This is a genomic window from Myxococcus xanthus (assembly GCF_013116825.1).
Lineage (GTDB): Bacteria > Myxococcota > Myxococcia > Myxococcales > Myxococcaceae > Myxococcus > Myxococcus xanthus_B.
Window position 1 is genome coordinate 1 of sequence record NZ_JABFNS010000130.1, and the last position, 26,654, is coordinate 26,654.

Here is a 26,654-nt window from a genome sequence, read left to right on the forward strand (position 1 = left end):
TGCGCGGCCTGAAGCGCGAGGACATGGAGCGCGGCCAGGTGCTGGCCAAGCCGGGCAGCATCACCCCGCACACCAAGTTCAAGGCGCAGATCTACGTGCTGTCGAAGGAAGAGGGTGGTCGTCACACTCCGTTCTTCAAGGGCTACCGCCCGCAGTTCTACTTCCGCACCACGGACGTGACGGGCTCGGTGAAGCTGCCGGAGAACGTCGAAATGGTGATGCCGGGCGATAACATCGCCATCGAGGTGGAGCTCATCACCCCCGTGGCCATGGAGAAGGAGCTGCGCTTCGCTGTTCGCGAGGGTGGCCGTACCGTGGGCGCCGGCGTCGTGGCGGAAATCATCGAGTAATGCCGGGTCGGCCGTAAGGCCGCCGGGCTCACTGTCCCGATTCCGAGGGGAGGGCTGCGTTGTGGTGGCCTTCCCCTCTTGTATCTGGTGAGGTAGGTCATGCCGAAGGGCAATCGTTCCATTATTTCGCTCGAGTGCACTGTGTGCAAGGAGCGGAACTACACGACCACGAAGAACAAGCGGAAGAGCCAGGATAAGCTCGAGCTGAGCAAGTTCTGTCCTCGTTGCCGCAAGCATCAGGACCACAAGGAAGGTAAGGTCTAGGTCGGTAGTTCAGGGAAGGTTCTAGGCCAGTAGCTCCAACGGTAGAGCAGCGGTCTCCAAATCCGCGTGTTGGGGGTTCGAATCCCTCCTGGCCTGCCAACTCTCAGTAGTCGCGGGGCCCCCGGTACCTGGAGGTGCCGGGGGTTCCTGTGTTTGCGTAGTTTTGCGAATTCGCATCCGCAGTACCTCGTGAGGCACCATGGCGACGGCATCAGAGGCCAGCCAGCAGGCTAACCGCTCGGCGATGGATCCGAAGCGGCTCGTGGTCATCTTCTATCTTCTCGTCGGCATCGTCCTGGCCCTCTTCCTGGAGCGTCTGCTCGGATTGCTGTGGGCGCGATTCAGCTGGAGCGACCCGGTCCTCATCGAGGGCTTGGACTGGAAGGTCTCCACCCTGGTGAGCTACGTGCTGGCCGTGGGATTGGCTGTGGGGGCGTACGTCCACCCGCGCACCCATGCGCTGTCCATCGATGTGGCTTCGGAGTTGATGAAGGTCACCTGGCCCACCTGGTCGGAGACCAAGGCGTCGACCATGGCCGTCGTCGTGGCGTCCCTGGTGGCCGCCGTCATCCTCTTCTGCATCGATACCGCCGCCTACAACCTGATGGTGGAGTGGCTGCCGGCCATGTGGGGGAAGCTGTAATGGCGATGAAATGGTACGTGGTCCACACCTACTCGAACTTCGAGAACCAGGCCAAGAAGAGCCTGGAAGAGAAGGTCCGTCTGGAAGGCCTTCAGGACCAGTTCGGTGAAATCCTGATTCCGATGGAGCAGGTCGTCGAAATGGTGAAGGGCGAGAAGAAGACCTCTCGCCGCAAGTTCTTCCCCGGCTACATCTTCGTGCAGATGGAGCTGAACGACCGGACGCTCCACCTGGTGAAGAACACGCCGAAGATCACCGGTTTCCCGGGAACGGCGCAGCACCAGAATCCGTTGCCCATCTCCGACCAGGAAGTGGCGCGGCTGACGTCGCAGATCTCCGAAGGCACGCTCAAGCCGAAGCCCAAGGTGCAGTTCGACGACGGCGACACAGTGCGCGTCATCGACGGCCCGTTCGCGAACTTCAACGGTACGGTGGAAGAGGTCAACGCGGAGAAGGGCAGGGTGAAGGTGCTGGTCAGCATCTTCGGCCGTGCTACTCCGGTGGAACTGGACTTCATGCAGGTGGAGAAGACCACCGGCTAGCAGTTGATGCCGCGCCGTGCACTCCTGTATGGCGTGCGCGGCGTTCGCATTTCTGGTCCCCGTATTGGGGCCGGACTCATGGGTGGGAGGGCTTCCCCGTCTGGTAGCCCGCTCGCACCACCCACTCGAAAGGCAGTTGTCGTTCGATGAAGAAGATCACAGGTCAGGTCAAGCTGCAGATCCCCGCCGGCAAGGCGAACCCCGCTCCGCCGATCGGCCCCGCGCTCGGTCAGCAGGGCGTGAACATCATGGAGTTCTGCAAGCAGTTCAACGCGAAGACCCAGGCGGAGGCCAAGGAAGGTCTCATCATCCCGGTGGTCATCACCGTGTATGCGGACCGCTCCTTCACCTTCATCCTGAAGACCCCGCCCGCCGCCGTCCTCATCAAGAAGGCCGCGGGTCTCCACACGGAGAAGAAGAAGGGTTCGGGCGCGAAGAAGCCGGGCAAGGAGAAGGTCGGGCAGATCACCCACGCTCAGCTCGAGGAAATCGCGAAGAAGAAGATCCAGGACACCACCGCCGCGTCGCTCGAGGCCTGCATGAGCACCATTGCTGGCACCGCACGCTCCATGGGCATCGACGTCGTCGGCTAGGCCGCCGCGCACCCACTCACGACAAGGATTTCTGTCATGGCTAAGACTGGGAAGAAGTTCCGTGCGGCCGCCGCTCTGGTTGACCGCGACAAGCGCTACGCCGTCGCCGAGGGCTTTCAGCTCCTGAAGAAGACGGTGGAGGCTCGCGGCACCAAGTACGACCAGACGGTCGACGTCTCCATCAACCTGGGCGTGGACCCGAAGCACGCGGACCAGATGGTCCGTGGCGCCGTGGTGCTCCCGCACGGCACCGGCGCCACCGTGCGCGTGGCCGTGTTCGCCAAGGGTGAGAAGGCCACCGACGCGACCAACGCCGGCGCGGACGTGGTCGGCGCCGAGGACCTCCAGAAGCGCATCGAGGAGGGCTTCCTCGATTTCGACACCGTCATCGCCACCCCGGACATGATGGGTGTCGTCGGTCGCCTCGGTAAGGTGCTCGGTCCCCGTGGCCTGATGCCGAACCCGAAGGTCGGCACGGTGACCATGGATGTCGCGAAGGCCATTCGCGACGCCAAGGGCGGTAAGGTCGACTTCCGCGCCGAGAAGGCCGGTATCGTCCACGCGAAGCTGGGCAAGTCCTCCTTCGAGGTCGAGAAGCTCGAGGCCAACTTCAACGCGCTGGTGGACCTGGTGATGAAGCTGAAGCCGGCCGCCGCGAAGGGCGTGTACCTTCAGGGTATCGCCATCTCGTCCTCCATGGGGCCGGGCATCAAGCTCGACACCATGGAGATCAAGATGCGCCACGGCTAATCGCCGTCCGGCCGCACGGGCAGGGGGACGCAGCCCTGACTTTGAGGCAGGGTTGTCTTCTGTCTGACGTCACAGGTTCGAAAGTTCTGGATCTTTGCTGAAGCCGGGGGTATAGGCCCCCGGCTTTTGCAATTGGGGCGCCACGTCGTGAGGCGCGGCGTCCCGACACCTGGTTCATGACAGCAGGGACCTGGGCGGAGAGGATGCATGTTCCGTTGGCAGCCGGGCAACCGGCCGGACGGTGTCTTCGACCCCTGGTTCAAACGACCGCAAGGTCAGCCCTGCCGAGACTGGAGGTGCGGTGTGGTGCCTCTCGAGGCTCCTCTCGCTCTGCCACTTTGGCCCAGGCATCACGCCCGTCCTGAAAAGGCGGGCCCAGTAAGGAGGTGAGTCAAAGTGCTGAAGAGCGAGAAGGAAGAGATGATCAAGGAGCTCCACGAGAAGTTCTCGAGGACGACCTCCGCCGTCGTCGCCGAGTTCACCAAGGTGGACGTGGAGACGGTGACCAAGCTCCGCAAGAAGTTCCGCGAGGGCAACGTCGAGTACAAGGTCATCAAGAACACGCTGGCGCGCCGTGCCGCGCAGGGCACGTCCGTGTCGGTCATCGCTGATGACTTCACGGGCCCCGTGGCCCTGTGCATCAGCTACGGCGACGTGGTGGCTCCCGCGAAGATCCTGGTCGAGTTCGCGAAGGACATCGAGGACAAGATCAAGATCCGCACCGCCGTCGTCGAAGGCCGCAAGGTCGACGTCGCCGGCGTGAAGGCCCTGGCGAAGCTGCCGGGTCTGCCCGAGCTTCGCGCGCAGCTGCTGGGCGTCATCAGCCAGCCCGCGAGCAAGCTGGTTCGGACCATCGCGGCTCCGGGTTCGCAGCTCGCCCGAGTCGTCCAGGCCAACGCGGACAAGGCGCAGGGCTGAGAAGCCCTCATCTGTTCGAGAAGTTTTTCTACCGCAACCTCTCCGGCCGGAACTCTCCAAAGGGGGAGTTGGCCGTTAGTCGAAACCAGAAGGACACATTTCAATGGCTGACCTGAACGCGATTGTTGACCAGCTCTCCTCCCTGACCGTCCTCGAGGCGGCCGAGCTCGTGAAGCAGCTCGAGAGCAAGTGGGGCGTCTCCGCCGCCGCCGTGGCCGTTGCCGCGGGCCCGGCCGCCGCCGCCGCTCCTGTCGAGGAGAAGACGGAGTTCACGGTGGTGCTGGCCAACGCCGGCGCCAACAAGATCAACGTCATCAAGGAGATCCGCGCGATCACCGGCCTGGGCCTGAAGGAGGCCAAGGACCTGGTCGAGGGCGCTCCGAAGAACGTCAAGGAAGGCGTCAACAAGGACGACGCCAAGAAGATCAAGGACCAGCTCACTGCGGCTGGTGCGACCGTCGACATCAAGTAGTTTCTACAGGGACTGTCCGGTTTTCCGGGAAATTTCGGGCAGCCTCCTGACCGGATGTGCAGGCCGGCGCTCCCTGAGTGGGGGCGCCGGCTTTGCCCATTTGACCGTTGCAAATTTCCCGGCGCCGCCGCGCGTTACTGAAGTTTGCCCGCCCGAGCAGTTGTCCCCGGAGCCAGAATGCCGACGCAGATCCAGAACAATTTCCGCGTGCGGAAGACCTTCGCGAAGATCGCGAAGATCATCGACATTCCCAATCTTATCAACATCCAGAAGCAGTCCTACGAGAAGTTCCTCCAGGCGGACATTGCCGCCGACAAGCGCGAGGACCTCGGTCTTCAGGGCGTCTTCAAGTCGGTGTTCCCCATCCGCGACTTCAACGAGACCTCCTCGCTGGAGTTCGTGAGCTACCACCTGGAGCGCCCGAAGTACGACGTGGATGAGTGCCACCAGCGTGGCATGACGTATTCGGCGCCCATCAAGGTCGTTGTGCGCCTGGTCGTGTGGGACAAGGACGAGGAGACCGGCGCCCAGTCCATCCGCGACGTGAAGGAGCAGGAGGTCTACTTCGGCGAAATTCCGCTGATGACCCAGAACGGCACCTTCATCATCAACGGTACCGAGCGCGTCGTCGTCAGCCAACTGCACCGAAGCCCGGGCGCTTTCTTCGACCACGACAAGGGCAAGAGCCACTCGTCTGGCAAGCTGCTCTACAACGCCCGCATCATTCCCTACCGCGGTTCGTGGATCGACTTCGAGTTCGACCACAAGGACCTGCTGTACGTGCGCATCGACCGCCGCCGCAAGCTGCCGGCCACGGTGCTCATCCGCGCGCTCGGCGCCGTCCCGGACACCGCGAAGAAGAACCCGCTGGAGTTCAAGGGCTCCACCGAGGAGATCCTCAACTACTACTACGCGACGGAGACGATCTACCTCCACAGCGCGGAGGAGTTCGAGAAGAGCGTGGAGCTCGAGCTGCTGCCTGGTCAGCGCGCGACCCGCGACATCAAGGCCAAGACGGGCGAGCTGATCGTCAAGAAGAACCGCAAGTTCACCCGCGCCGCCATCAAGAAGCTCGAAGCGGCGAAGATGAAGACGCTCCCGATCGATGCGGACGAGCTCTTCACCAAGGTGTCCGCCTACGACGTGGTCGAAGAGACCAACGGCGTGGTGCTCCTCGAGTGCAACGAGGAAGTCACCCAGGAGAAGGTCGACGAGCTCCTCAAGCACGGCATCAAGGAGTTCAAGGTCCTCTTCATCGACAACCTCAACGTGGGCCCGTACCTGCGTGAGACGTTGATGCTGGACAAGCTCGAGACCCCCGAGCAGTCCATCATGGAGATCTACCGCCGCCTGCGTCCTGGCGATCCGCCGACGCCGGAGACGGCCATCAACCTGTTCACCAACCTGTTCTTCAACCCGGAGCGCTACGACCTCTCCAAGGTCGGCCGCCTCAAGCTGAACTTCAAGTTCGGCCTCGAGGAGCCGCTCGACGGGCAGATCCTCACCAAGCGGGACATCCTCGAGGTGATCCGCTACCTGATCGATCTGAAGAACGGCAAGGGGACCATCGACGACATCGACCACCTGGGCAACCGCCGCGTCCGCGCGGTGGGCGAGCTGCTGGAGAACCAGTACCGCATCGGTCTGGTGCGCATGGAGCGGGCGATCAAGGAGCGCATGAGCCTCCAGGAGATCGAGACGCTCATGCCGCACGATCTCATCAACGCCAAGCCCGTCACGGCGGTCATCAAGGAGTTCTTCGGGTCCAGCCAGCTGTCGCAGTTCATGGACCAGACGAACCCCCTGTCCGAGGTCACCCACAAGCGGCGCCTGTCGGCGCTCGGGCCCGGCGGCCTCACCCGCGAGCGCGCGGGCTTCGAGGTGCGCGACGTGCACCCGACGCACTACGGCCGCATCTGCCCCATCGAGACGCCGGAAGGTCCGAACATCGGCCTCATCGCGTCGCTGTCCACCTACGCGCGCGTCAATGAGTTCGGCTTCGTCGAGACGCCGTACCGCAAGGTCGAGGCGGGCGTGGTGACGACCGACGTGGCCTTCTACTCCGCCCTCGAGGAGGAGAAGCACACGATCGCCCAGGCGAACGCGGAGACGGACAAGAAGGGCAAGTTCGCCAACGCGCTGGTGTCCAGCCGCCGCGGTGGTGAGTTCGTCCAGGCTCGCGCCGAGGACGTGGACCTGATGGACGTGTCCCCGAAGCAGCTGGTGTCGGTGGCCGCGTCGCTCATCCCGTTCCTGGAGAACGACGACGCCAACCGCGCGCTCATGGGCTCCAACATGCAGCGCCAGGCCGTTCCGCTGCTGCGCACCGCGGCGCCGCTGGTGGGCACGGGCATCGAGTCCATCGTCGCCCGCGACTCCGGCGTCACCTGCGTGGCCCGGCGCGACGGCATCGTGGAGAGCGTGGACGCCGGCCGCATCGTGGTGAAGGCGGACGTGCCGGCCTCGCTGAGCGATGTCACGAGCGAGGTCGACATCTACAACCTGCTCAAGTACCAGCGCTCCAACCAGAACACCTGCCTCAACCAGAAGCCCATCATCAGCAAGGGCGACCGGGTGAAGAAGGGTGACGTCATCGCCGACGGTCCGGCCACCGAGACGGGCGAGCTGGCGCTGGGCCAGAACGTGGTCGTCGCGTTCATGCCGTGGCAGGGCTACAACTTCGAGGACTCCATCCTCATCAGCGAGCGCATCCTCAAGGACGACGTCTTCACGTCGATCCACATCGAGGAGTTCGAGTGCATCGCGCGCGACACCAAGCTGGGCAAGGAGGAGATCACCCGCGACATCCCGAACGTGGGTGAGGAGGCCCTCAAGGACCTCGACGAGAGCGGCATCATCCGCATCGGCGCCGAGGTGAAGCCCGGCGATGTGCTGGTGGGCAAGATCACCCCGAAGGGCGAGACGCAGCTGTCTCCCGAAGAGAAGCTGCTGCGCGCCATCTTCGGCGAGAAGGCCGGCGACGTGCGTGACAGCTCGCTGCGCGTCCCGCCGGGCGTGGTGGGCACCGTCATCAACGCCAAGGTGTTCAGCCGCAAGGGCGTGGAGAAGGACGAGCGCGCCAAGCAGATCGAGTCCATGGAGGAGGCGAAGCTCCTCAAGGACCAGAACGACGAGATCAAGGTCCTCCAGGACAGCGCGTTCGGCCGCATCCGCGGTCTGGTGCGCACCAAGGAGGTCCAGGGCAAGCTCGTGGACGACAAGGGGAAGATCCTCCTGAAGAAGGGGGACATCCTCGACGACGAGCTGCTGTCCACGGTGCCCTACAAGTACTGGGGTGAGATCTCCGTCGGCGACCCGCTGGACTCGCGCCTGCGCGACATCCTCCGCAACCTGGAGGAGACGAAGGAGGCCGTGAAGCTGGCCTTCGGCGAGAAGATTGCCCGCATCAAGAAGGGCGACGAGCTGCCGCCGGGCGTCATCAAGATGGTGAAGGTGTACGTCGCCATCAAGCGCAAGCTGGCCGTGGGCGACAAGATGGCCGGCCGCCACGGAAACAAGGGCGTCGTGTCCCGCATCCTCCCCGAGGAGGACATGCCGTACCTGGAGGACGGGCGTCCGGTGGACATCGTCCTCAACCCGCTGGGCGTGCCCTCGCGCATGAACATCGGGCAGATCCTCGAGACGCACCTGGGCTGGGCCGCCAAGGGCACCGGCGAAGCGCTGCAGCGCTACGTCGAGGCCAACTGGAGCTCGGACGCCATCAAGGAGCGCCTCAAGGTCATCTACAGCGACCCGGCGTTCGGCGAGTTCCTCGACAAGCTCGACGACGAGGAGATCAAGCAGCTGTGCCTCCGCTCCAAGCGGGGCATCCACGTCGCCACGCCCGTCTTCGACGGCGCACAGGAGACGGAGATCCACGCCCTGCTGGACGAGGCGCAGCTGCCCCGCACGGGCCAGATGGTGCTCTTCGACGGGCGCACCGGTGAGCCGTTCGACCAGAACGTCACCGTGGGCGTCATGTACATGCTGAAGCTGCACCACCTGGTGGACGAGAAGATCCACGCCCGCTCCATCGGGCCCTACTCGCTCGTCACGCAGCAGCCCCTGGGCGGCAAGGCGCAGTTCGGCGGTCAGCGTCTGGGCGAGATGGAAGTCTGGGCGATGGAGGCCTATGGCGCGGCGTACACGCTGCAGGAGTTCCTCACCGTCAAGTCGGACGACGTGGTGGGCCGCACGCGCATGTACGAGGCCATCGTCAAGGGCGACAACGTCCTGGAGAGCGGTCTGCCCGAGTCGTTCAACGTGCTCCTCAAGGAACTCCAGTCACTCGCGCTCGACGTGGAGCTGCTGGAGAGCGCCCCGCCGGAGCGGCAGCGCAGCTTCGGAGGCGACTTCCTCGGCGGTGGTGACGGCGAGGAGCGCAAGACGGGAACCGAGGCCTGATTGCACGGAGCGCCCGCCTGACCGGCCGCCCGCCGTCCCGATAGGGGCGGGCGCGGCCGGAACGGGGCGGGGGCCCGAATCAGATGGCGGCCCTCCTGGTGGAGGAGGGCGCCCAACGAGATTTCGGAGGCAACGTGAAGGACATTTTCAACTTCTTCGAGAAGCCGAAGGACCCGCTGTCGTTCAACGCCATCCGCATCGCCCTGGCGTCGCCCGACAAGATTCGCCAGTGGTCCCATGGCGAGGTGAAGAAGCCGGAGACGATCAACTACCGCACGTTCAAGCCGGAGCGGGACGGGCTCTTCTGCGCCCGCATCTTCGGGCCGGTGAAGGACTACGAGTGCAACTGCGGCAAGTACAAGCGCATGAAGCACCGCGGCGTGGTGTGCGAGAAGTGCGGCGTGGAGGTCATCCAGTCCAAGGTGCGCCGTGAGCGCCTGGGCCACATCACCCTGGCCACGCCGGTGGCCCACATCTGGTTCCTCAAGTCGCTGCCGAGCCGCATCGGCAACCTGCTCGACATCACGCTGAAGGAGCTGGAGAAGGTCCTCTACTGCGAGAGCTACATCGTCCTCGATCCGAAGGCGACGCCGCTGCAGAAGGGCGAGCTCATCAGCGAGGACAAGATGCACCGGCTCTACCAGGAGCACGGTGAGGACTCCTTCACCACGGGCATGGGCGGCGAGGCCGTCCGCGAGATGCTCAAGTCGTTGGACGTGGAGAAGCTGTCCGAAGAGCTGCGCAAGGACATGCGCGAGACCACCAGCGAGGCGAAGCGGAAGAAGTACGCCAAGCGCCTGAAGGTGGCCGAGGCGTTCCGTGTCTCCGGCAACAAGCCGGAGTGGATGATGCTGGACGTGATTCCGGTGATTCCGCCGGACCTGCGCCCGCTCGTTCCCCTGGACGGTGGCCGCTTCGCGACCTCCGACCTGAACGACCTGTACCGCCGCGTCATCAACCGCAACAACCGTCTGAAGCGCCTCCAGGAGCTGAACGCTCCGGACATCATCATCCGCAACGAGAAGCGGATGCTGCAGGAGGCCGTGGACGCGCTGTTCGACAACGGCCGCCGCGGGAAGACCATCACGGGCCCCAACAAGCGCCCGCTGAAGTCGCTGTCCGACATGCTCAAGGGCAAGCAGGGCCGGTTCCGCCAGAACCTGCTCGGCAAGCGCGTGGACTACTCGGGCCGCTCCGTCATCGTGGTGGGCCCCGAGCTGCGCCTGCACCAGTGCGGTCTGCCGAAGATCATGGCGCTCGAGCTCTTCAAGCCGTTCATCTACAACAAGCTCGAAGAGAAGGGTTACGTCACCACCATCAAGTCCGCGAAGAAGATGGTGGAGAAGGAGCGTCCCGAGGTCTGGGACATCCTCGAGGACGTCATCCGCGAGCACCCGGTGCTCCTCAACCGCGCCCCCACGCTGCACCGTCTGGGCATGCAGGCCTTCGAGCCCGTGCTGATTGAAGGCAAGGCCATCCAGCTGCACCCGCTGGTGTGCGCCGCCTTCAACGCCGACTTCGACGGCGACCAGATGGCCGTGCACGTGCCGCTCTCCATCGAGGCTCAGATGGAGGCCCGCGTGCTGATGATGTCGACGAACAACATCCTCAGCCCCGCGAACGGCAAGCCCATCATCGTCCCGACGCAGGACATGGTGCTCGGCATCTACTACATGACCCGCGCCCGCGAGTTCGCCGGCGGCGAGGGCCGCGTGTTCGCCTCGCCCGACGAGGTGCGTGCCGCGTACGACCACGGCGAGGTGCACCTCCAGGCGAAGATCGTCTGCCGCATCGACGGCAAGCGCAAGGAGACCACCGTCGGCCGCGTCCTCCTGTGGGAGGTCGTCCCGCGCGCGGTGGGCTTCGACGCCATCAACAAGGTGCTCGACAAGAAGTCGCTCGGCGGCCTCATCGACCTCTGCTACCGCCTCACGGGTGAGAAGGAGACGGTGCTGCTCGCGGACCGCGTGCGCAGCCTCGGCTACTACAACGCCACCCGCGCCGGTATCTCCATCGCGCTCAAGGACATGATCATCCCTGCGAAGAAGCAGGAGTTCCTGGACTTCGCGCGCAAGGAAGTGTCGGAGATCGAGAACCAGTACCTCGAGGGCCTCATCACCGACGGCGAGCGCTACAACAAGGTCATCGATATCTGGGCGGAGATCACCGAGAAGGTCGCCCAGGAGATGATGCAGCAGATCTCCCAGGAGGAGACCACCGGGGACCGCGACGGCAAGCGCGAGACGCGCAAGCAGCCGTCCTTCAACCCCATCTACATCATGGCCGACTCGGGCGCGCGTGGTAGCGCCCAGCAGATCCGTCAGCTGGCGGGTATGCGCGGCCTGATGGCGAAGCCCTCCGGCGAAATCATCGAGACGCCCATCACGGCCAACTTCCGTGAAGGCCTCTCCGTGCTGCAGTACTTCATCTCCACGCACGGCGCCCGTAAGGGGCTGGCGGACACGGCGCTCAAGACGGCCAACTCCGGTTACCTCACCCGCCGTCTCGTGGACGTGGCGCAGGACGCCATCATCAACGAGTACGACTGCGGCACCATGGACGGCCTGTTCATCGGCGCCCTGGTGGAGGGCGGCGAGATCATCGAGCCGCTCGGCGAGCGCATCCTGGGCCGCGTGGCCCTGGATGACATCCTCGACCCGGTGACGGGCGAGGTGCTGGTGCGCGCGAACGAGGAGATCGACGAGGACCGCGTCCGCCGCATCGAGAACAGCGGCATGGACAAGGTGAAGATCCGCTCGGTGCTCACCTGCCAGGCCAAGCGCGGCATCTGCGTGGAGTGCTACGGCCGTGACCTGGCCCGCGGCCGCAAGGTGTCCGTGGGTGAGGCGGTCGGCGTCATCGCGGCGCAGTCCATTGGTGAGCCGGGTACCCAGCTCACGATGCGTACCTTCCACATCGGTGGTGCGGCGACGCGGCGCGCGGAGCAGTCCAGCCTGGAGAACCGCTACGCGGGTAGCGTGAAGTTCGCGGGCCTCGTCACCGTGCAGAAGACGGACGGCACGCTGGTGGCCATGAACCGCAACGGCGAAATCGTCGTCGTGGACGACTCGGGCCGCGAGCGCGAGCGTTACCAGGTCATCTACGGTGCCCGCATCCTCGTGAAGGAAGGCCAGCGCATCGAGCCGGGCGTCCTCATGGCGGAGTGGGACCCGTTCGCGATTCCGCTGCTGACCGAGGTCGGCGGTGTCGTGCGCTACGAGGACATCATCGAAGGCGTGACGATGTCCGAGGCGCTGGACGAGGTGACCGGTCTGTCGCGTAAGACGGTCATCGAGTCCAAGGACCCGGAGGCGCGTCCGCGCGTCACCATCCGCGATGCCAACGGCAACATGATGGACCTGCCCAGCTCCCGCAACCCGGCGAGCTACTTCCTGCCGCAGGGCTCCATCATCACCGTCAACGACGGCGATGAGATCCACCCGGGCGAGGTCATCGCCAAGGTGCCGCGTGAGACGACGAAGACCAAGGACATCACGGGCGGTCTGCCCCGCGTGGCCGAGCTCTTCGAGGCGCGCAAGCCGAAGGACGCGGCGGCGATCGCGGAGATCGACGGCGTGGTGTCGTTCGGCAAGGACACCAAGGGCAAGCGCAAGCTCATCATCACCCCCGAGGTGAACGGCGAGCAGCGCACGGACCTGGCCAAGGAGTATCTGATCTCCAAGGGCAAGAACATCAGCGTCCACTCCGGCGACCGCGTGAAGGCCGGCGAGGCGATGATGGACGGCTCGGCCAACCCGCACGACATCCTCAAGGTGCTCGGCGAGAAGGAACTCGCGCGCTACCTAGTGGACGAAGTGCAGGAGGTCTACCGACTGCAGGGCGTGAAGATCAACGACAAGCACATCGAGACCATCGTGCGGCAGATGCTCCGCCGCGTGCGCGTCACCGATGTGGGCGACACCAACTTCCTGGTCGACGAGCAGGTCGAGAAGTGGGTGTTCGAGGAGGAGAACGAGAAGGTCATGTCGGAAGGCAAGCGTCCCGCCGTTGGCGAGCCGCTGCTGCTCGGCATCACCAAGGCCTCGCTCTCCACCGAGTCCTTCATCTCCGCGTCGTCCTTCCAGGAGACCACCAAGGTGCTCACCGAGGCCGCCATCAACGGCAAGGTGGACTACCTGCGCGGCCTCAAGGAGAACGTCATCATGGGCCGGCTCATCCCCGCCGGCACGGGTCTGCCGAACTACAAGCACCTGGACATCGCGGTGGAGAGCCCCACCGACGAGGTCAACGAGATGGAGGCCGCCCTGGCCGCCACTCACGGCGACACCGGCCCCCTGGGCGAGTCTTCCCGCCCGGTAGGCACCCAGACGACCGGCGCGGCCTGAGCCGCGCCTCAGCCGTCCTCAAAGCGTTCGCTTGAAGACAACCGCCGCTTCCAGAGCTTTCTCTGGGGCGGCGGTTTTCCTTTGTTTATGGCTAATCGCGTTATGGGCGCGTCGTTGGCTTGACGCTTATGGCGCGCTGCGTTAGCTGTTGAACGTTGGAGTGACGCACCTGGTTACCGCCCGGTGAAAGCCGGGATAGGGGAGGACGGTATGGCCACGACGAAGACCGAGACCGAGGCGACGCAGAACGAAGTCCAGAGCTCCGAGGCCGCCGCGAAGAGCGGACTGGCGCAGAATGTGGAGAGCTTTCTGAAGGCCCAGATTTCCCAGGCGCAGAAGCGCATCGAGGAACTGGAAGGCGAAGCGGGCAAGGTCGTGAAGACCTTGGAGTCCCGTGGGCAGGAGGCCGCCAAGGAGGCCCAGGCGCTGTGGGCGAAGTTCCAGGCGGGTGAGCTGCTGACGGACCCCCGCGTGCAGGAGCTGAGCAAGCGGGCCAACGAGGCCAGCACCGAGCTGAGCCGGCGCGTGGACGCCGCGGGCACCGAGCTGCGCAAGCGCTTTGACGGTATCCAGACGCGCGTCGTCGAGGCCGTGGGCGTGGCCAGCCAGGCGCAGCTGAAGGACCTCAACAAGGAGCTGGCGAAGCTGTCCCGCAAGGTGGACTCGCTGCTGAAGCCCGTCCGTCGGGTGAACGGCGCGAAGCCCGCGAGCAGCCCCGCATCCTCGCCGCGCGCCTGAAGTCCCGTCGAATCCCGACAAGCAGTGTGGCCTCTCCCTTTCTCGGAGTGCGAAAGAGAAGGGGGAGGCACATCGCCGTCGTTCCCTTCACGTCGGGGGTGTGCTTATTTCGGCCGTTCCCCGACCGGGTCGGGCCTGAACGTCTGGCCTGTACACCTCCCGGAGAGACCCCATGGACAACAAGCCCGAGGCCCCCCGAGAGAAGCACTCCGTGACGGAGACGTTCGAGCGTCTCTGGAGCCAGGCCCTGCTGGCGGTGAACACGGCCGAGGAAGAAGCCTCACGGGCCGTGCAGCGCGTGGCCGCGGTGGCGGGTTGGAGCCAGGACGAGGTGAAGCGCCAGGCCCGGGAGTTCAGTGACCGGCTGGTGGGCCACCGCAAGGACCTGGAGCACAACGTGGAAGAGCGGGTGCGCCAGGCCCTGACGAAGATGAAGCTGCCCCGCCGCGAGGAGCTGGCGGCGTTTGGAGCCCGGCTGGACAAGCTGGCCGAGCGCATCCAGGCCCTGGAGCACCGGAAGTGAAAGCCCCCGCCCCCTCGGGCGGGAGGTCTTTCGGTACGCGGCTCTTCGAACGTCTCCACGCCCTCAGCTCGGGTTGTTCCCGGCTCCCGCTGCTCGCGGGGGCGGCGCTCGTCGTGTCGGCGCGGCTGGTGCCGTTGCTGGAGGAGCGGCCGGTGCAGCCCGTCGTCCCGGGCGTCGTGGCGGCGGAGGTCGTCTCCCCCGAGGCGTCGCTCATCGACGCGGTGCTGGCGCGCCGGGCCCCGGACCTGGGCCTGACGCTGCGCCGGCAGCTCATCCAGGCCATCGCCGAGGAGGCAGGGCGGCTCGCTTATGATCCGCTGCTGATCCTGGCCATCATCGACGTGGAGTCGGACTTCACGGAAGATGCCGTCTCCGTGAAGGGCGCGCGCGGGTTGATGCAGATCAAACCGAGCACGCTGCACTTCCTGGCGGAGAAGGAAGGACTGCGCCTGTCCCGCGAGGAAGTGACCGCGGACACCGCGCTCTGCGTGCGGCTGGGCATCCGTTACCTGCGCTCGTTACAGGAGCGCTTCGGAGGGGACCTGGACCTGGCCCTGATGGCCTACAACGCCGGTCCTACCCGCATCCGCAACGCCATCAAGCAGGGCGAACTGGAGCGCTTCCGGCGCTATCCGCGCGCGGTCCGCCGGGACTTCCGGCGCTTCCGTGAGGGCCACGGCCTGGGCGGTGACTGGGCATTGGCGCAGCGCGAGGTTCCTCCCGAGCCCATGCCCTGAGTGGGTGGGGTGAATCTCCGGGCCGCTGGGTCGCTCCAACGGGGTGTATGCGCGCCTTGTTCCGTCCCGCCGAGTGCGCTAAGCGTTCCAAGTGCCCGGGACTGTTGGAGATTCTCAGGAGTGACCCGCATGAAGAACCCTCTGTTCCCCAGCGCCGCGCTCGCCGCCGCCCTGGCCCTGGCCCCGTTCGGGGCGCACGCAGGCTCCGTCTTCCTCAACGGCGTCAAGATTGACGGCGTCACCAACCAGAAGTTCGAGAAGGCCACCGTCCGCATCGACGAGGCCGGCAACGTGCACATCGACGCGCCGGGCTACGCGGCCCGCGTGACGGCGGTGACGCCTCCGGCCCCCGCCGCGTCACCCCAGGTACCGGCGCCCGCAACCCCGGGGCCGGCCGCCCCCGCCGCGAACGCACCTCCCGCGGCGCAGCAGGCGCCTGGCGCGCCCACGGCCCCCGGGCGCCTCACCCAGCGCTACTGGCTGGTGACGGAGCAGACGGTTCCGGGGATGACGGGGTACGACATCGACGTGTTCATCAATTCCACGTGGCTGCGCAAGCTGCGAGGCAACGAGGACCAGGTGGTGGTGGACATCACCCGCAACCTGCGGCCGGGGGCGAACAAGGTGACGTTCATCGCCCGGAAGGGAAACGCCGGGGATGCGCGCAGCAGTTCGCCTGCCCACGTGTTTCGGGTCATTATTGGCGAGGGCAACGAGGGCGGCGGGAACGTGATGATCGACAATCCCATCCTCCGCTTCCAGAAGACGGCGGCGGACACGCAGGATGCGACGCAGGAGTTCACCCTCACCACGCGCTGACGGGTGTGGGGCTTCGGGTAACGGAGACAACCGTGTTCAACCTCGACGAGCGCTACCGTGGGCTGCCCGCCACGCGGGAACAAATCCTGGCGCTGCATACCTCCCTCAACACGCCGCACGTGGCCATTCCGGGCAAGCAGGCCGGCCCGGCGCAGGCCTTTGTCGTGGGCCTCCGGGGAGGGCAGGGGACCGCGGCTGTCTTCGTGTACCTGTACCTGGCGGAGGCCGCGGACTGCGCGGTGTACCTGTCCGGCCGGCGCAACGTGTCAGCGGATGAGTACCGCGAAGACGAGGGGGACGCGCTGGCCTTCGTGGAGTCGCTCGGGTTCATGATGGACGACGCCAACTGGCGCGCGATGGCCCCCGAGCAGCAGGACGAGCAGCTCAAGACGTTGCCGGTGTTCTTCAAGGACCCGACGCTCGTGCCCGCCGTGGTGGCGCGCGCCGAGGGGAAGAAGAACGTCACCACCACCCTGGGCCGCTTCCTGGCCGCCTTCTGAGTCACCGCCCCCTCACCCTCGTCGAGAGCCGCTCCCCATGTTCCGCCTTTCCACCGCGTCCTGTTCGCTCGCGCTGCTGCTGGTGTCTTCCGGTTGCTCCCACACGCCCACGGAGAAGGAGAAGCGGAGCGCCGAGATTCACTACGACCTGGCGTTGCAGGCCCAGCAGGCCGGCGAGCTCCAGGAGGCGCTGCGCGAGCTGCAGGTGTCGCTGAAGAACGACCCGGACTACCCCGACGCGAACAACGCCATGGGCATCCTGCTGCACCTGGCGTTTCGCCGCCCCGACGAGGCCATCAAGCACTACACGAAGGCGCTGGAGGTTCGCCCCGACTTCTCCGAGGCACGCACCAACCTCGCCAACGTTCACCTGGACCAGGGCCGCTACGACGACGCCATCAAGCTCTATGAGCGGGTCCTCAACGACATGCTCTACCCGACGCCCTTCATCGCCCAGGGAAACCTGGGGTGGGCGTACTACAAGAAGGGCGAGCCGGACCGCGCGGTGGAGAGCATCAAGGCCGCGGTGACGACCAACCCCAACTTCTGTTTGGGCTACAAGAACCTGGGCCTCATCTACGATGAGACGGGGCGCACCTCCGAGGCGTGCCGCCAGTTCACCCACTACCGCGAGAATTGCCCGGACGTGGCGGAAGCGTACATGCGTGAGGGCGTCTGCCAGGCGAAGCTGGGGCAGGTCGATGCGGCGAAGGCAGCCTTCGCCACCTGTGAGACCAAGGCGAAAGCTGGTGAACAGGTGCTGAAGGATGACTGCCGGAGGCTGCTGGAAAAGCTCTAGCGCGTTGGGTATCTGGGGACCCGTGGACCACGTCGATTTCGGCAAATACCTGAGCCAGCAGCGAGAGCTCCGAGGGCTCTCGCGTGACGACGTCGCGCGGGAGACCAAGATTCCTCCCACGCTCATCACCGCGCTCGAGGCCGGTCAGGTGGAACGGCTGCCCTCGCGCATCTTCGTGGTGAACTACATCCGCGCGTACGCGCAGGTCATCGGCATGTCTCCGGAAGAGGCCGTGCTGCGCTACGAGGAGGTGGACAAGTCCGTCCCGGCGCCATCTCCCGTGCAGTTGGAGCAGGAGCGGCGCAAGCGGGCCTACGTGGGGCTGTCCGTGCTGCTGGCGGCCCTGCTCCTGGGCGTGTACCTGTTCCTGGTGCTGAGCGGAAAGCTTCCCAATCCGCTCGCGCGTTGACGCATCTCCATGGAGCGATACGACGACGATGCGCTCGTGCTGTCCTCGGTGGACTATGGCGAGTCCGACCGGCTCGTCACCTTGCTGACGCGGGAGCATGGGAAGCTGACGGCCTTCGCCGCGGGCGCACGCAAGAGCAAGCGGCGCTTCGCAGGCGCGCTGGAGCCGTTCATGCGGCTTCGCGTGCACATCGTGGAGACGCGCGGCAGCACGGTGCGGCTGGACGGCACGGACATCGTCGCGGGCTTCTATGCGGCGCGCGAGGACCTGTCCCTGATTGCCCGGGCCTTGTACGCGGTGGAGCTGTGCCGCGAGCTGACGAGGGACCATGAGCCGCAGCCGGAGCTGTTCGCCCTGCTAGAGTCGTACCTGGCGCGACTGGATGCGAAGGAGGCCGGGCCCACGTCGCTCTTGGCTTTCGAGCTGTCCGCGCTGGCGCACGCGGGGTTGATGCCTCGGTTTGATTCGTGCTCGCTGTGTGGCGGCGCTCCGGGCGAGCGGCCTCGGTTCGACCAGGCCCATGGCGGCGCGGTGTGTGAGCCGTGTGGAGTCCGTGCTCGCGAGTCCGTGGCGGTGCCGGTGGCGTTGCTGTCGGGCCTGCGCGCGCTCCAGGACGGGGCGCGCACGCCGCTGCCGCCGGAACTGCGCGCGCGTGCTCGCGGCCTGCTCAACGTCTTCATTGCCCATCACCTGGGTCGCCGCCTCAAGAGCGTGGACTTCATGGCCCAGGTGGGCCTGGATTGACGAAGTTCGGAAGCGAGGGGCTCATGCCGCCGCTGGATGTCGTGTGCTTTGGCGAGACGTTGGTGGACTTCCTCCCGGCGGCGTCAGGGCATCGCGTGCGCGACGTACCCGCGTGGCATCCGTGCCCCGGTGGCTCGCCGGCGAATGTCGCGGTGGGGCTGGCCCGGTTGGGGCTGCGTCCGGCCATGCTGGGCGTGGTGGGCGCGGATGAGTTCGGGCACTTCCTTCGCGAGCGATTGGCGGCGGAAGGCGTGGACGTGAGTCACCTGCGGCAGACGGCGGAGGCTCGCACCGGGCTGGTGTTCATCTCCCTGGATGGGAAGGGCGAGCGCAGCTTCACCTTCTTCCGGACACGCTCCGCTGAGTTCCTGCTGGGACAGACGGATGTCGACGCTGCGTTCCTGTCAGGGGCGAAGGCCGTGCACTGTGGCTCCAACTCGCTCCAGTGGCCGGAGGCGCAGGAGGCCGCGGTGCGGATGCTGGGGCTGGCGCGCGACGCGGGGCTCATCGTGAGCTGTGACCCCAACTTGCGGCTGCATGCGTGGGAGAACACCTCTCTCCTGAAGGGCCTGCTGGCGCGGATGCTGCCGCTGTGCACCGTGGTGAAGCTCTCCGAGGAGGAGATTGGCTTCGTCACGGGGACGGAGGTGCCCCACGAAGCGCTGGCGCGACTGGCCGCGATGGGCGTGCCGCTGCCCGTGGTGACGCTGGGCGAGCGTGGCGCGCTGCTGCAGTGGAAGGGGGAGCGCATCCACGTCGCGGCGCCGCAGACGCGCGTCGTCGACACCACCGGCGCTGGCGATGGTTTCGTCGCGGGCCTGCTGCAGGGGCTGGTGCGCTGGTTCGGCGGCGCTGAGGCGCTGCGTGATGCAACCGGGGAGGAGTTGGTGGCGCTGGCCACGTTCGCGTGTGAGGTCGGGTCCCGTGTCGTGGAGAAGCTCGGTGCGGTGGATGGGCTTCCCCGGGCGGAAGTGCTGGCTCAGGTCATGCCGTCGCGTCCGGACAGGTCCCGCGCATAGCGCTGTGACGGTGGTGTCGTCGCGTCCGACGATATCGTGAGCACGGTTGACCCGTCCGTGCTCGCGTGGTTCCCCGTCACTGCTCCCCCCGGGCTCCTGGCGTTCCGCGCCGCGGTGCCGGTGTGGAAGAAGGAACTCGAGCGCCGCGGCATCCCCGTGCTGACGCGTGGGTACGTTCGCACGCTCGACGTGGTGGACGGGCGGCTCCTGGGCGAGGTGGGATTTCGCATCAAACCCCGCAGGCGGCTGCCTCCCGGGAGCCGGCGGCAGGAGATGGCGCAGACCCTGTTCGCGACGCTGGAGTGCTCCGCCCGTGATGACCAGGCCGCCCATCGCGTGTTCCGCTTCCTGGCCGAACTGGGATTCCGTCCCGATGGGCTCCACCTGGAGCGCTACCTGCCCGGTGTCGCCGACCGGTACCTCCTGATGCTGGGCGTGCAGCGCCTGCGTCCCGTGGTGGCGAACGGGGAAGGGGGCTCGTCCCCGATGGCCTCGGAATGAAAAGATGGAACGGCCCATGTCTCACCCCGTCCCCCAAGCTGCCTCCGAGGAAGTGACACCGGCGCAGGCGCCGCTGACGCTGCTGCGAATCCCAGGGGATTCCCCCGAGGCCCTGGACACCTTCTGGCTGCGCGAGGTCTTCCAGGGGGACCGGGTGCCGCAGCTCACCCTGCGGGCGGTGCTGCTCGGAAGTGGCATTGGTGCCGTCACCTGCGCGACCAACCTCTACGCGGGCTTGAAGATGGCCGTGGCCTTTCCCGTGGCCATCACCGCCGCGTTGCTCGCGCACACGGCACACGGAGCGATGCGGCGCGTGGCGCCGGGCGTCGCGGGTGCTCCGCTTTCGCCGCTGGAGACGTGCTCCGCGCAGGCCGTGGCGTCGTCCGCGGGCTATGCGACGGGCGGCGCCCTGGTATCCGTTCAGGGCGCTTGGTTGCTCACGACGGGCAGTCATCCCCCCGCGTGGGCGTTGCTCGCGTGGACCTTCCTCCTGTCCGCGCTGGGCGTACTCTTCGCGGTGCCCCTCAAGCGCAAGCTGGTGGACCATGAGCAGCTTCCGTTCGCCACGGGTACCGCCGCGGCGGCGACCATCCGTGCGCTTCACACCGCGGGCGCGTCGTCCCGTCCGCGGTTGTCGATGCTGGGCCTGGGCGGAGGTATCGCCGCGCTCGTCACCCTGGTGCGGGACGGGCTGGGCCGCCTTCCCTATGTGATTCCCTTCCCCGGAATGCTGAGCGGGATGTCGCTGGAGCGCCTGGGCTTCGGCTTCGAGATGAGTCTGCTTCCGCTGGGCGCGGGCGCGCTGCTGGGACTGCGGCTCACGGCGTCCTGGTTCCTGGGCGCGCTGCTCATTCACGGAGTCGTGGCACCGCGCGCGTTCGCTTCGGGGCTGCTGCTTCCAGATGGAGACTTCCTCGCCTGGAGTCTCTGGCCCGGGACGGCGGCGCTCACCACCGCGTCGTTGTTGCACTTCGCGCTGGAGGGCCGCGTCCTGGGGCGCGCACTGAAGGGACTCTTCAAACGTCCTTCCGTTGCGCCCCATCCGGTGGACGCGCTTCAGGTGCCGGGACGCTGGCTGCTGGCGGGCCTGGTCGTGTTGACGCCCGCCACGCTCGCCGTGGCCAAGGTGGGCTTTGGCGTTCCGCTGCCACACGCCGCGCTCGCGGTGGCGTTGTCATTCGTGCTGTGCCTCATCGCCTGCCGCGTCACGGGGGAGACGGATGTCACGCCCGTGGGCCCGCTGGGGCAGGTGACGCAGATGACCTATGGCGTGCTGCTGCCGCGCAACGTGGAGGCGAACCTCGCCACCGCGGGCATCACCGTCAACGCGGCGTCGTCCGCGGCGGACCTCCTCAGTGACGCGAAGACGGGACACCTGCTGGGGGCCCATCCCCGCCGCGTGTTCCTGGCGCAGCTCCTGGGGTGCGCGGTGGGGGCCGCCGCGGTGGTGCCGCTGTTCTTCCTGTTGGTGCCGGACCGTTCGGCGCTGGGGGGCGAGCGCTTCCCCGCGCCCGCAGCCACGGTCACCGCCAGCATCGCCCAGGTGTTGGCTTCGGGCCTCTCGGGGTTGGAGCCGGGCACGCGCGCGGCGCTCGGTTGGGCCGCGCTCGCCGCCGCTGTCCTCACACTGGCGGAGCGACTGCTCCCCGAACGGGTGCGACACTGGGTGCCGTCGCCTCTGGGCATGGGCCTGGCCTGTCTGTTGCCGGCGTCCACCGCGCTGGGCTTCTTCCTGGGCGGGGTGGCGGCGGCCCTGGCTCGCAGGGCGAATCCAGGGGCACAGGAGGGACGGGTGGTGACGCTGGCCGCCGGCCTCATCGCGGGCGAAGGGGTGATGGGGGTTGTCATCGTCCTGAGCCAGGCGCTCTGGTAACGTTCGCCTCACCCCATGCGCTGTCCGGTCTGCCACCGCCGTCTCGCCACCGGCGCGGTGTGTCCCGTGCATGGCCAGCGCGCTTCGCCGCCTGGCCCTGACGCCGAGCCCTTTCCGTTCCCGGACGTGCCAGGTCTGAGCCCCGCGGCCTTGCTGGGTTCAGGCGGCTTCTCGCACGTCTTCACCGCCTACCGCGAGGAGGATGGCCGTGAGGTCGCGCTCAAGGTCGGGCGGCCGCCTCACCGCGACCGCTTCGCCCGGGAGGCCGCCGCGCTCCGCCGCATCGGCGCGCCGACGACGCCCACGCTCCACCACTCGGGGGTTGTCCGCGGGCGGCCGTTCCTCGTCATGGAGCGGCTTCATGGCCAGACGCTCGCCGCGTGGATGGCGGCGTTGCCGGGCTCGGGTGCGGCGTCCGTGCCCCGCGTGCGCGAACTGCTCAGGGGCCTCTGTGCGGCCTTGGAGCGCGTCCATTCCGCGGGCGTGGCCCACCGCGACCTCAAGCCGGAGAACATCTTCCTGCGTGAGGGTGGGGCGCTCAGCCTGCTGGACCTCGGGCTCGCGCGCTTCCTGGACGCACCTGACGACGGAGAGAGCCCGGAGTCCGAGGGCCTGACGCTCGTGGGGCAGCGGCTGGGCACGCCGTATTACATGGCACCTGAGCAGTGTCTGGACGCGCGCGAGGCCGGGGCCGCCGCGGATGTCTACGCGCTGGGCGTCCTCCTGTACGAGTTGCTCACTGGCGCGCCGCCTTTCATCGGCGGCGCCGAGGAGATTCGCCACGGGCACGTCAGCCTCCGCCCCGCCCGGGTGTCGGAGCGCGCGCCCGCGCCGACGGCGCTCGACGCGGTGCTGTCGCGGTGTCTGGCGAAGGCGCCCTCCGAACGTTTCTCGCGGGCTTCGGATGTGCTCGCCGCTTTCGATGCCGCGTGTACCCAGTCCCTGTCCATGGCTCCGCCGGACGGCGCGCCCGCCTCGGTGCCCACGTCGTCCGGGCTGGGGGCCGGCGAGCGGTGGGTCGCGCTGCTGGGCGTCCGCGCGGACATACCTGTCGACGTGCTTCGGCTGACCTTCGAGCCTCAGGGCGGCACGCTCGCGCGCGCCAGCGCACGGGGCTATCTGGTCGCGTTCTCCGAGTCCCTGTCCGCCGAGGCCAACCTTCGCGCAGGCGCACTGGTGGCGCGCAAGCTGATGGAGGACGGCAAGGCCGCCACCGTCCTGCACCTGTCGCGGCTGCTCGTTCTTCCGGGTGCCACGACCACGCGGGTTGCGGGGCCTGCCTTGGAGTCCGCGGGAGACTGGTGGCCGGAAGACCTCGCCCTGGGAGAAGCGCGCGTCACTGCCTCCGCCGAGCCCAGGTTGGGGCCGGGCGCCACGGAGCACTCGCCCGATGGCGCGCGCCTGCGATTGCACGACGGGGCCGCGGCCACGTCCTCCGCGGATGTACCGCCCCTGTCGGGCCGCGATGCCGTCCTGGCGGCGCTGGAGGCCGAGGCATCACGCAGCATCGAGGAGGGGGTCCCTGGGTTGTGCGTCCTCACGGGGGAGGTGGGGCACGGCACATCCCGTGTCCTGGAGGCACTGTCCTCCCGGCTGGAGGCTGCGGGGCGGTGCCTCGTGGTGCGGCTCCGCGCGCCTTCTCCGGACGCCGCGTCCTCGGCGTCGCTGCTGGACGCGCTGCGAGCCACCGCTGAGCCGGCCGGTGCCGTCCAGGCACCAACGCTTCCACTCGCGGATGAGCGACACGCCGCCGCGCGCTGCCTCGCCGAGGGACTCCAGCGGCAGGCCCAGGCGGCCCCTTGCGTGTTGCTCGTCGACGACGCGCACCTGGCGGACCCCACCAGCCTGGATGCACTGGAGGTCGCCACCTTGGCGGGGGTTCGTGCACCGCTCTGGGTCTGCGTCGCTGCGAGGCCCGCGTTGCTCGGGTTGCGGCCGCACCTGGGCGAGCGCAGCGCCCGCGTCGCGCGAATCGCACTGCCGCCGCTGACGCCCGAGGCGAGCCGTTCCCTGCTGCTGCATCTGCTGCGCCCCGCCGAGCACGTCCCCGAGCCGGTGCTGGCGCGCTTGGAACAGCTGGCGCAGGGCGTCCCCTTGTCGTTGGTGGAGCTCGCGGGCGCGCTGCGGGCAGCGGGGGCCTTGCGGGCGTCTCCAGGCGGCGGGTGGTACATCGCGCCGGACGCGTTGCTGGACGTCTCCGTGACGCCGCTCTTCGAGCGACTCGCCGCGCGGGCATTGGCCGGGCTCCCCGCGGCACACCGAATCCTGGCGCGGCTATGCGCGGTGCTGGGCACGGAAGTGGAGGTGTCCCGCGTGGATGCCGCCCTGCGACACCTGGAGCCGAGCGAGGAGATGGTGCGGGTGACGTCGCTCGACGCGGGAGCCGGACTCCAGCGGCTTGCGCGCTCGGGGCTGTTGCGGCCCACGGCTCCGGGCCACTTCGCCTTCCGTCACCCCTTGCTGCGCGAGGCGCTGGAGGCGTTGTTGCCGGCGTCCTCACGTCGCGTCCTCCACGCCGCGGCACTGCGGGCCACGCCCCGGGAGGGGATGGCCGAGCGCCGTCGCTGGGCCCACCATGCCGCGGCCTGTGGCGCTCATGCGGAGGCCATCACCGCGTTCCTCTCGCTCGCGGAGTCCGCGCGCCGCGCGCACCTGTCCGTCGAGGCGGAGCAGCACTACACGCGCGCGCTCGCGTTGTTGCCGGAGGGAGATGTGGAGCGCCGGGCCCTGGCGTTGTCGGGGCGTGGGCGCGTCCGTCACCGGCTTCAGCGCTTCCGGGAGGGGTTGGCGGACCTGGGCGCGGCGCGGGCCCTGGCCGTGGCCCGCGGCGACGAGGCCCGGCAGGTGGAGTTGCTGCTGGAGGAAGCCACCGCCCGCGACTGGATGGAGGACGTGGAGGGCTCGTCGGCCTGTACACGTGAGGCGCTGGAACGCATCGAGCGGCTGGATGAGCCTCGCCTGTCCCTGCGCTGCTCGCTGGCCCGGGGCCGGCTCCACGTCCGGCTGGGGGAGTGGGGCGCCGCCGTGCGTGTTCTTTCCGGCGTGGTGGACGGCGCGGAGCGGGCGAAAGACCACGAGACGCTCGTGGTATCGCTCGCGCTGCTGGGCTCGGCGCTCACGTTCCTGGACCGGACCGACGAAGCCGCGACCCGCTTCGACATGGCGCTGCTGCGCTGCGAGCAGGCCGGGGACGCGCTGCACCGGGCCGCTACGCTCATCAACCGGGTGCTGCTGTGGTTGCGCCTGGGGAATGTGGCTCGGATGGAAGAGGACCTACGCCGCGCGATGGCGCTGGGCCGGGAGCTGGGCCATGCGCAAGTGGAGCGCTGGTCCACCTTCAACCTCGCCGAGGTGCTCTACATGCAAGGCCGTCTGGAGGAGGCGCTGCCGCTGGCCCGGCGTGTTCATGAGCTGGGCGTGCGCTTCTTCCGTGAGCACCCCGTCCCGGTGGATGCGTTGCTACTCGCGCGCATGGCCGCCGCGCTGGGCGACCTGGAGGAGGCGGCGCGGCAGCTCCGGTGGATTGACTCCCACTGTCCGCCCGAATCGCTGCCGCCCACCGCTGTCATGCGGAGGCTGGTGGAGCTACAGGTCCAGGACGCACGGGGCGGCGGCTCGGCGCGGGAGGCGTGGCGGTCCCTGGCGGACGACGCGGACACCCTGGCTTCGGCGGATGAGAAGGCGGAGATTCTCCTCCAGGCTGCCCGCGGCGCGCTCCAGGCGGGACGCGCCGACGAGGCGCGCACCTGGTTGGTCCGGGCCGAACGCGCGGTGGAGGAGGGCGCCCCCCTGTGGCGAGCCCGCCTGGAGTCGCTGCGGGTTGCCTTTTTCGACGTGTAGCGGGAAATGTCACTGTCCGGCGGCGGTGTGACGTGAATCGCTACACGAATGCTGCGTGGAGATCTGCTCTCATGGCACCGCATACAACCTCCCAGGCTGGCTCGGCACATGCTTGCTGGGAAGCAGCTCTCCTTCCTTCCGTCGTTCTTGGAGGACGTCTCATGGCCCTCGGTTCGCCTCGCCTGTTGGCGGTTTCCTCGCTCGTGTTTTTCGCCCTGTCGGGCTGCGGAACCGGGCCTCTTGAAGAGGAGACGCCCGCGGTAGGGGCGCTGGCGTCGGAGATTCGCATCGCCAACTCGCTCACGACGCAGGCGCTGGTGCTCAACGCCATCTCCACCAACGCCGACTCCAACCAGTTGCTGGGGACCTCGGCGCTTGGGCAGCTGTTCCACCCCACGCAGGGCGACGAGAACACGCGCCGACGGCTGTACGACCCCAATGCGCAGCGGTTCATGGAGTACCTGGTGGGCTGCGCGCTGACGGCCGGACAGGAGATTGCCTACTACGACCCGAGGGAGCCCAGCCCCGGCGTCCGGAAATGGCTTGGACAGGCGGGGCTCTGCCCGGCTTGGGCCGACTTCCCGCCGACCCAGAGCTGCCTGGAGCGTGTCTCCGCCTGTGTGCTGGCGCGCAACAACGCGGAGGGACGGCGCGTGGAGCTGTCCATGCGCGGCGAGCATCAGTTCGACGTGTCGGGACCCAACATCTACACGTTGGATGCGAAGACGCGCCCGGCCGCACACGTCCCCAGCACGGGCAATGCGGTTGCCAGCTTCGGGAACTGTCTCCTGGGCGAATCAGGAGCGCAGCGTGACTGCGGTTGGACGCCGGATGGTATTGGAGTCTGCACGCCTGTCTCTTATACACACT

At 67.4% G+C, this 26,654-nt stretch carries 22 protein-coding genes, 1 tRNA gene and 1 pseudogene; all 24 read left to right on the plus strand.

Annotated elements, in window-relative coordinates; genetic code table 11:
- Positions 1-350, plus strand: a 350-nt coding sequence (locus tag HNV26_RS29580) for an EF-Tu C-terminal domain-related protein (protein ID WP_495525094.1), incomplete at its 5' end; no start/stop codon positions are given.
- A 99-nt stretch (positions 351-449) separates the two neighbouring features.
- Positions 450-614, plus strand: a complete 165-nt coding sequence (rpmG, locus tag HNV26_RS29585; RefSeq protein ID WP_011553120.1) for a 50S ribosomal protein L33 — start codon at positions 450-452, stop codon at positions 612-614.
- 23 nt (positions 615-637) lie between these two features.
- Positions 638-713: transfer RNA gene (locus HNV26_RS29590), tRNA-Trp, on the plus strand.
- Positions 714-813: 100 nt separating this feature from the next.
- On the plus strand, positions 814-1,257 hold the full coding sequence (gene secE / locus HNV26_RS29595) for a preprotein translocase subunit SecE (protein ID WP_171444172.1): 444 nt from the start codon (positions 814-816) through the stop codon (positions 1,255-1,257).
- Complete coding sequence (gene nusG / locus HNV26_RS29600; protein WP_090494984.1) at positions 1,257-1,799, plus strand: transcription termination/antitermination protein NusG; 543 nt, start codon at positions 1,257-1,259, stop codon at positions 1,797-1,799. The genes secE and nusG overlap by 1 nt, the downstream gene beginning before the upstream one ends.
- A 146-nt stretch (positions 1,800-1,945) precedes the next feature.
- The gene (gene rplK, locus HNV26_RS29605) at positions 1,946-2,392 is read left to right on the plus strand and encodes a 50S ribosomal protein L11 (protein ID WP_171444173.1); all 447 of its coding nucleotides are present in this window, start codon (positions 1,946-1,948) and stop codon (positions 2,390-2,392) included.
- 36 nt (positions 2,393-2,428) lie between these two features.
- Positions 2,429-3,142, plus strand: coding sequence for a 50S ribosomal protein L1 (rplA, locus tag HNV26_RS29610; protein ID WP_171444174.1), 714 nt, complete (start codon positions 2,429-2,431; stop codon positions 3,140-3,142).
- 396 nt (positions 3,143-3,538) lie between these two features.
- Positions 3,539-4,060 carry a 50S ribosomal protein L10 gene (gene rplJ / locus HNV26_RS29615; RefSeq protein WP_090494980.1) on the plus strand — a complete coding sequence of 174 codons (522 nt, stop codon included), beginning with the start codon at positions 3,539-3,541 and terminating at the stop codon, positions 4,058-4,060.
- A 103-nt stretch (positions 4,061-4,163) separates the two neighbouring features.
- Positions 4,164-4,532 (plus strand): 50S ribosomal protein L7/L12, encoded by a 369-nt coding sequence (gene rplL / locus HNV26_RS29620; RefSeq protein ID WP_011553126.1) that lies wholly within the window; start codon positions 4,164-4,166, stop codon positions 4,530-4,532.
- 177 nt (positions 4,533-4,709) lie between these two features.
- Complete coding sequence (rpoB, locus tag HNV26_RS29625) at positions 4,710-8,936, plus strand: DNA-directed RNA polymerase subunit beta (protein ID WP_171444175.1); 4,227 nt, start codon at positions 4,710-4,712, stop codon at positions 8,934-8,936.
- A 134-nt stretch (positions 8,937-9,070) separates the two neighbouring features.
- On the plus strand, positions 9,071-13,282 hold the full coding sequence (rpoC, locus tag HNV26_RS29630; protein ID WP_171444176.1) for a DNA-directed RNA polymerase subunit beta': 4,212 nt from the start codon (positions 9,071-9,073) through the stop codon (positions 13,280-13,282).
- A gap of 210 nt (positions 13,283-13,492) precedes the next feature.
- Complete coding sequence (locus HNV26_RS29635) at positions 13,493-14,020, plus strand: hypothetical protein (RefSeq protein ID WP_090494973.1); 528 nt, start codon at positions 13,493-13,495, stop codon at positions 14,018-14,020.
- A 172-nt stretch (positions 14,021-14,192) separates the two neighbouring features.
- Complete coding sequence (locus HNV26_RS29640; protein WP_171444177.1) at positions 14,193-14,543, plus strand: phasin family protein; 351 nt, start codon at positions 14,193-14,195, stop codon at positions 14,541-14,543.
- Complete coding sequence (locus HNV26_RS29645; protein WP_171444178.1) at positions 14,540-15,280, plus strand: lytic transglycosylase domain-containing protein; 741 nt, start codon at positions 14,540-14,542, stop codon at positions 15,278-15,280. Before HNV26_RS29640 ends, HNV26_RS29645 begins: the two co-directional genes overlap by 4 nt.
- 129 nt (positions 15,281-15,409) lie before the next feature.
- The gene (locus HNV26_RS29650; RefSeq protein ID WP_216612841.1) at positions 15,410-16,099 is read left to right on the plus strand and encodes a hypothetical protein; all 690 of its coding nucleotides are present in this window, start codon (positions 15,410-15,412) and stop codon (positions 16,097-16,099) included.
- 32 nt (positions 16,100-16,131) lie between these two features.
- On the plus strand, positions 16,132-16,599 hold the full coding sequence (locus HNV26_RS29655) for a social motility and stimulation tgl protein (RefSeq protein WP_171444180.1): 468 nt from the start codon (positions 16,132-16,134) through the stop codon (positions 16,597-16,599).
- Positions 16,600-16,636: 37 nt separating this feature from the next.
- Positions 16,637-17,398 (plus strand): social motility TPR repeat lipoprotein Tgl, encoded by a 762-nt coding sequence (gene tgl / locus HNV26_RS29660; protein ID WP_171444181.1) that lies wholly within the window; start codon positions 16,637-16,639, stop codon positions 17,396-17,398.
- Between the two features lie 22 nt (positions 17,399-17,420).
- Entirely contained in the window at positions 17,421-17,807 is a 387-nt protein-coding gene (locus HNV26_RS29665) for a helix-turn-helix domain-containing protein (RefSeq protein ID WP_011553135.1), read from the plus strand.
- Positions 17,808-17,816: 9 nt separating this feature from the next.
- Entirely contained in the window at positions 17,817-18,551 is a 735-nt protein-coding gene (recO, locus tag HNV26_RS29670) for a DNA repair protein RecO (RefSeq protein WP_171444182.1), read from the plus strand.
- Positions 18,548-19,570: a carbohydrate kinase family protein gene (locus HNV26_RS29675; RefSeq protein WP_171444183.1), complete on the plus strand. Its 1,023-nt coding sequence runs from the start codon at positions 18,548-18,550 to the stop codon at positions 19,568-19,570. Before recO ends, HNV26_RS29675 begins: the two co-directional genes overlap by 4 nt.
- A 36-nt stretch (positions 19,571-19,606) precedes the next feature.
- A complete protein-coding gene (locus HNV26_RS29680; RefSeq protein ID WP_366817054.1) occupies positions 19,607-20,071 on the plus strand; it encodes a hypothetical protein in 465 nt (154 codons plus the stop codon).
- Positions 20,072-20,087: 16 nt separating this feature from the next.
- On the plus strand, positions 20,088-21,944 hold the full coding sequence (locus tag HNV26_RS29685; protein WP_253817189.1) for an OPT family oligopeptide transporter: 1,857 nt from the start codon (positions 20,088-20,090) through the stop codon (positions 21,942-21,944).
- Between the two features lie 15 nt (positions 21,945-21,959).
- Positions 21,960-25,784: a serine/threonine-protein kinase gene (locus HNV26_RS29690; RefSeq protein ID WP_171444185.1), complete on the plus strand. Its 3,825-nt coding sequence runs from the start codon at positions 21,960-21,962 to the stop codon at positions 25,782-25,784.
- 161 nt (positions 25,785-25,945) lie between these two features.
- Positions 25,946-26,654: pseudogene (locus HNV26_RS29695) on the plus strand (hypothetical protein); the annotation flags it as partial.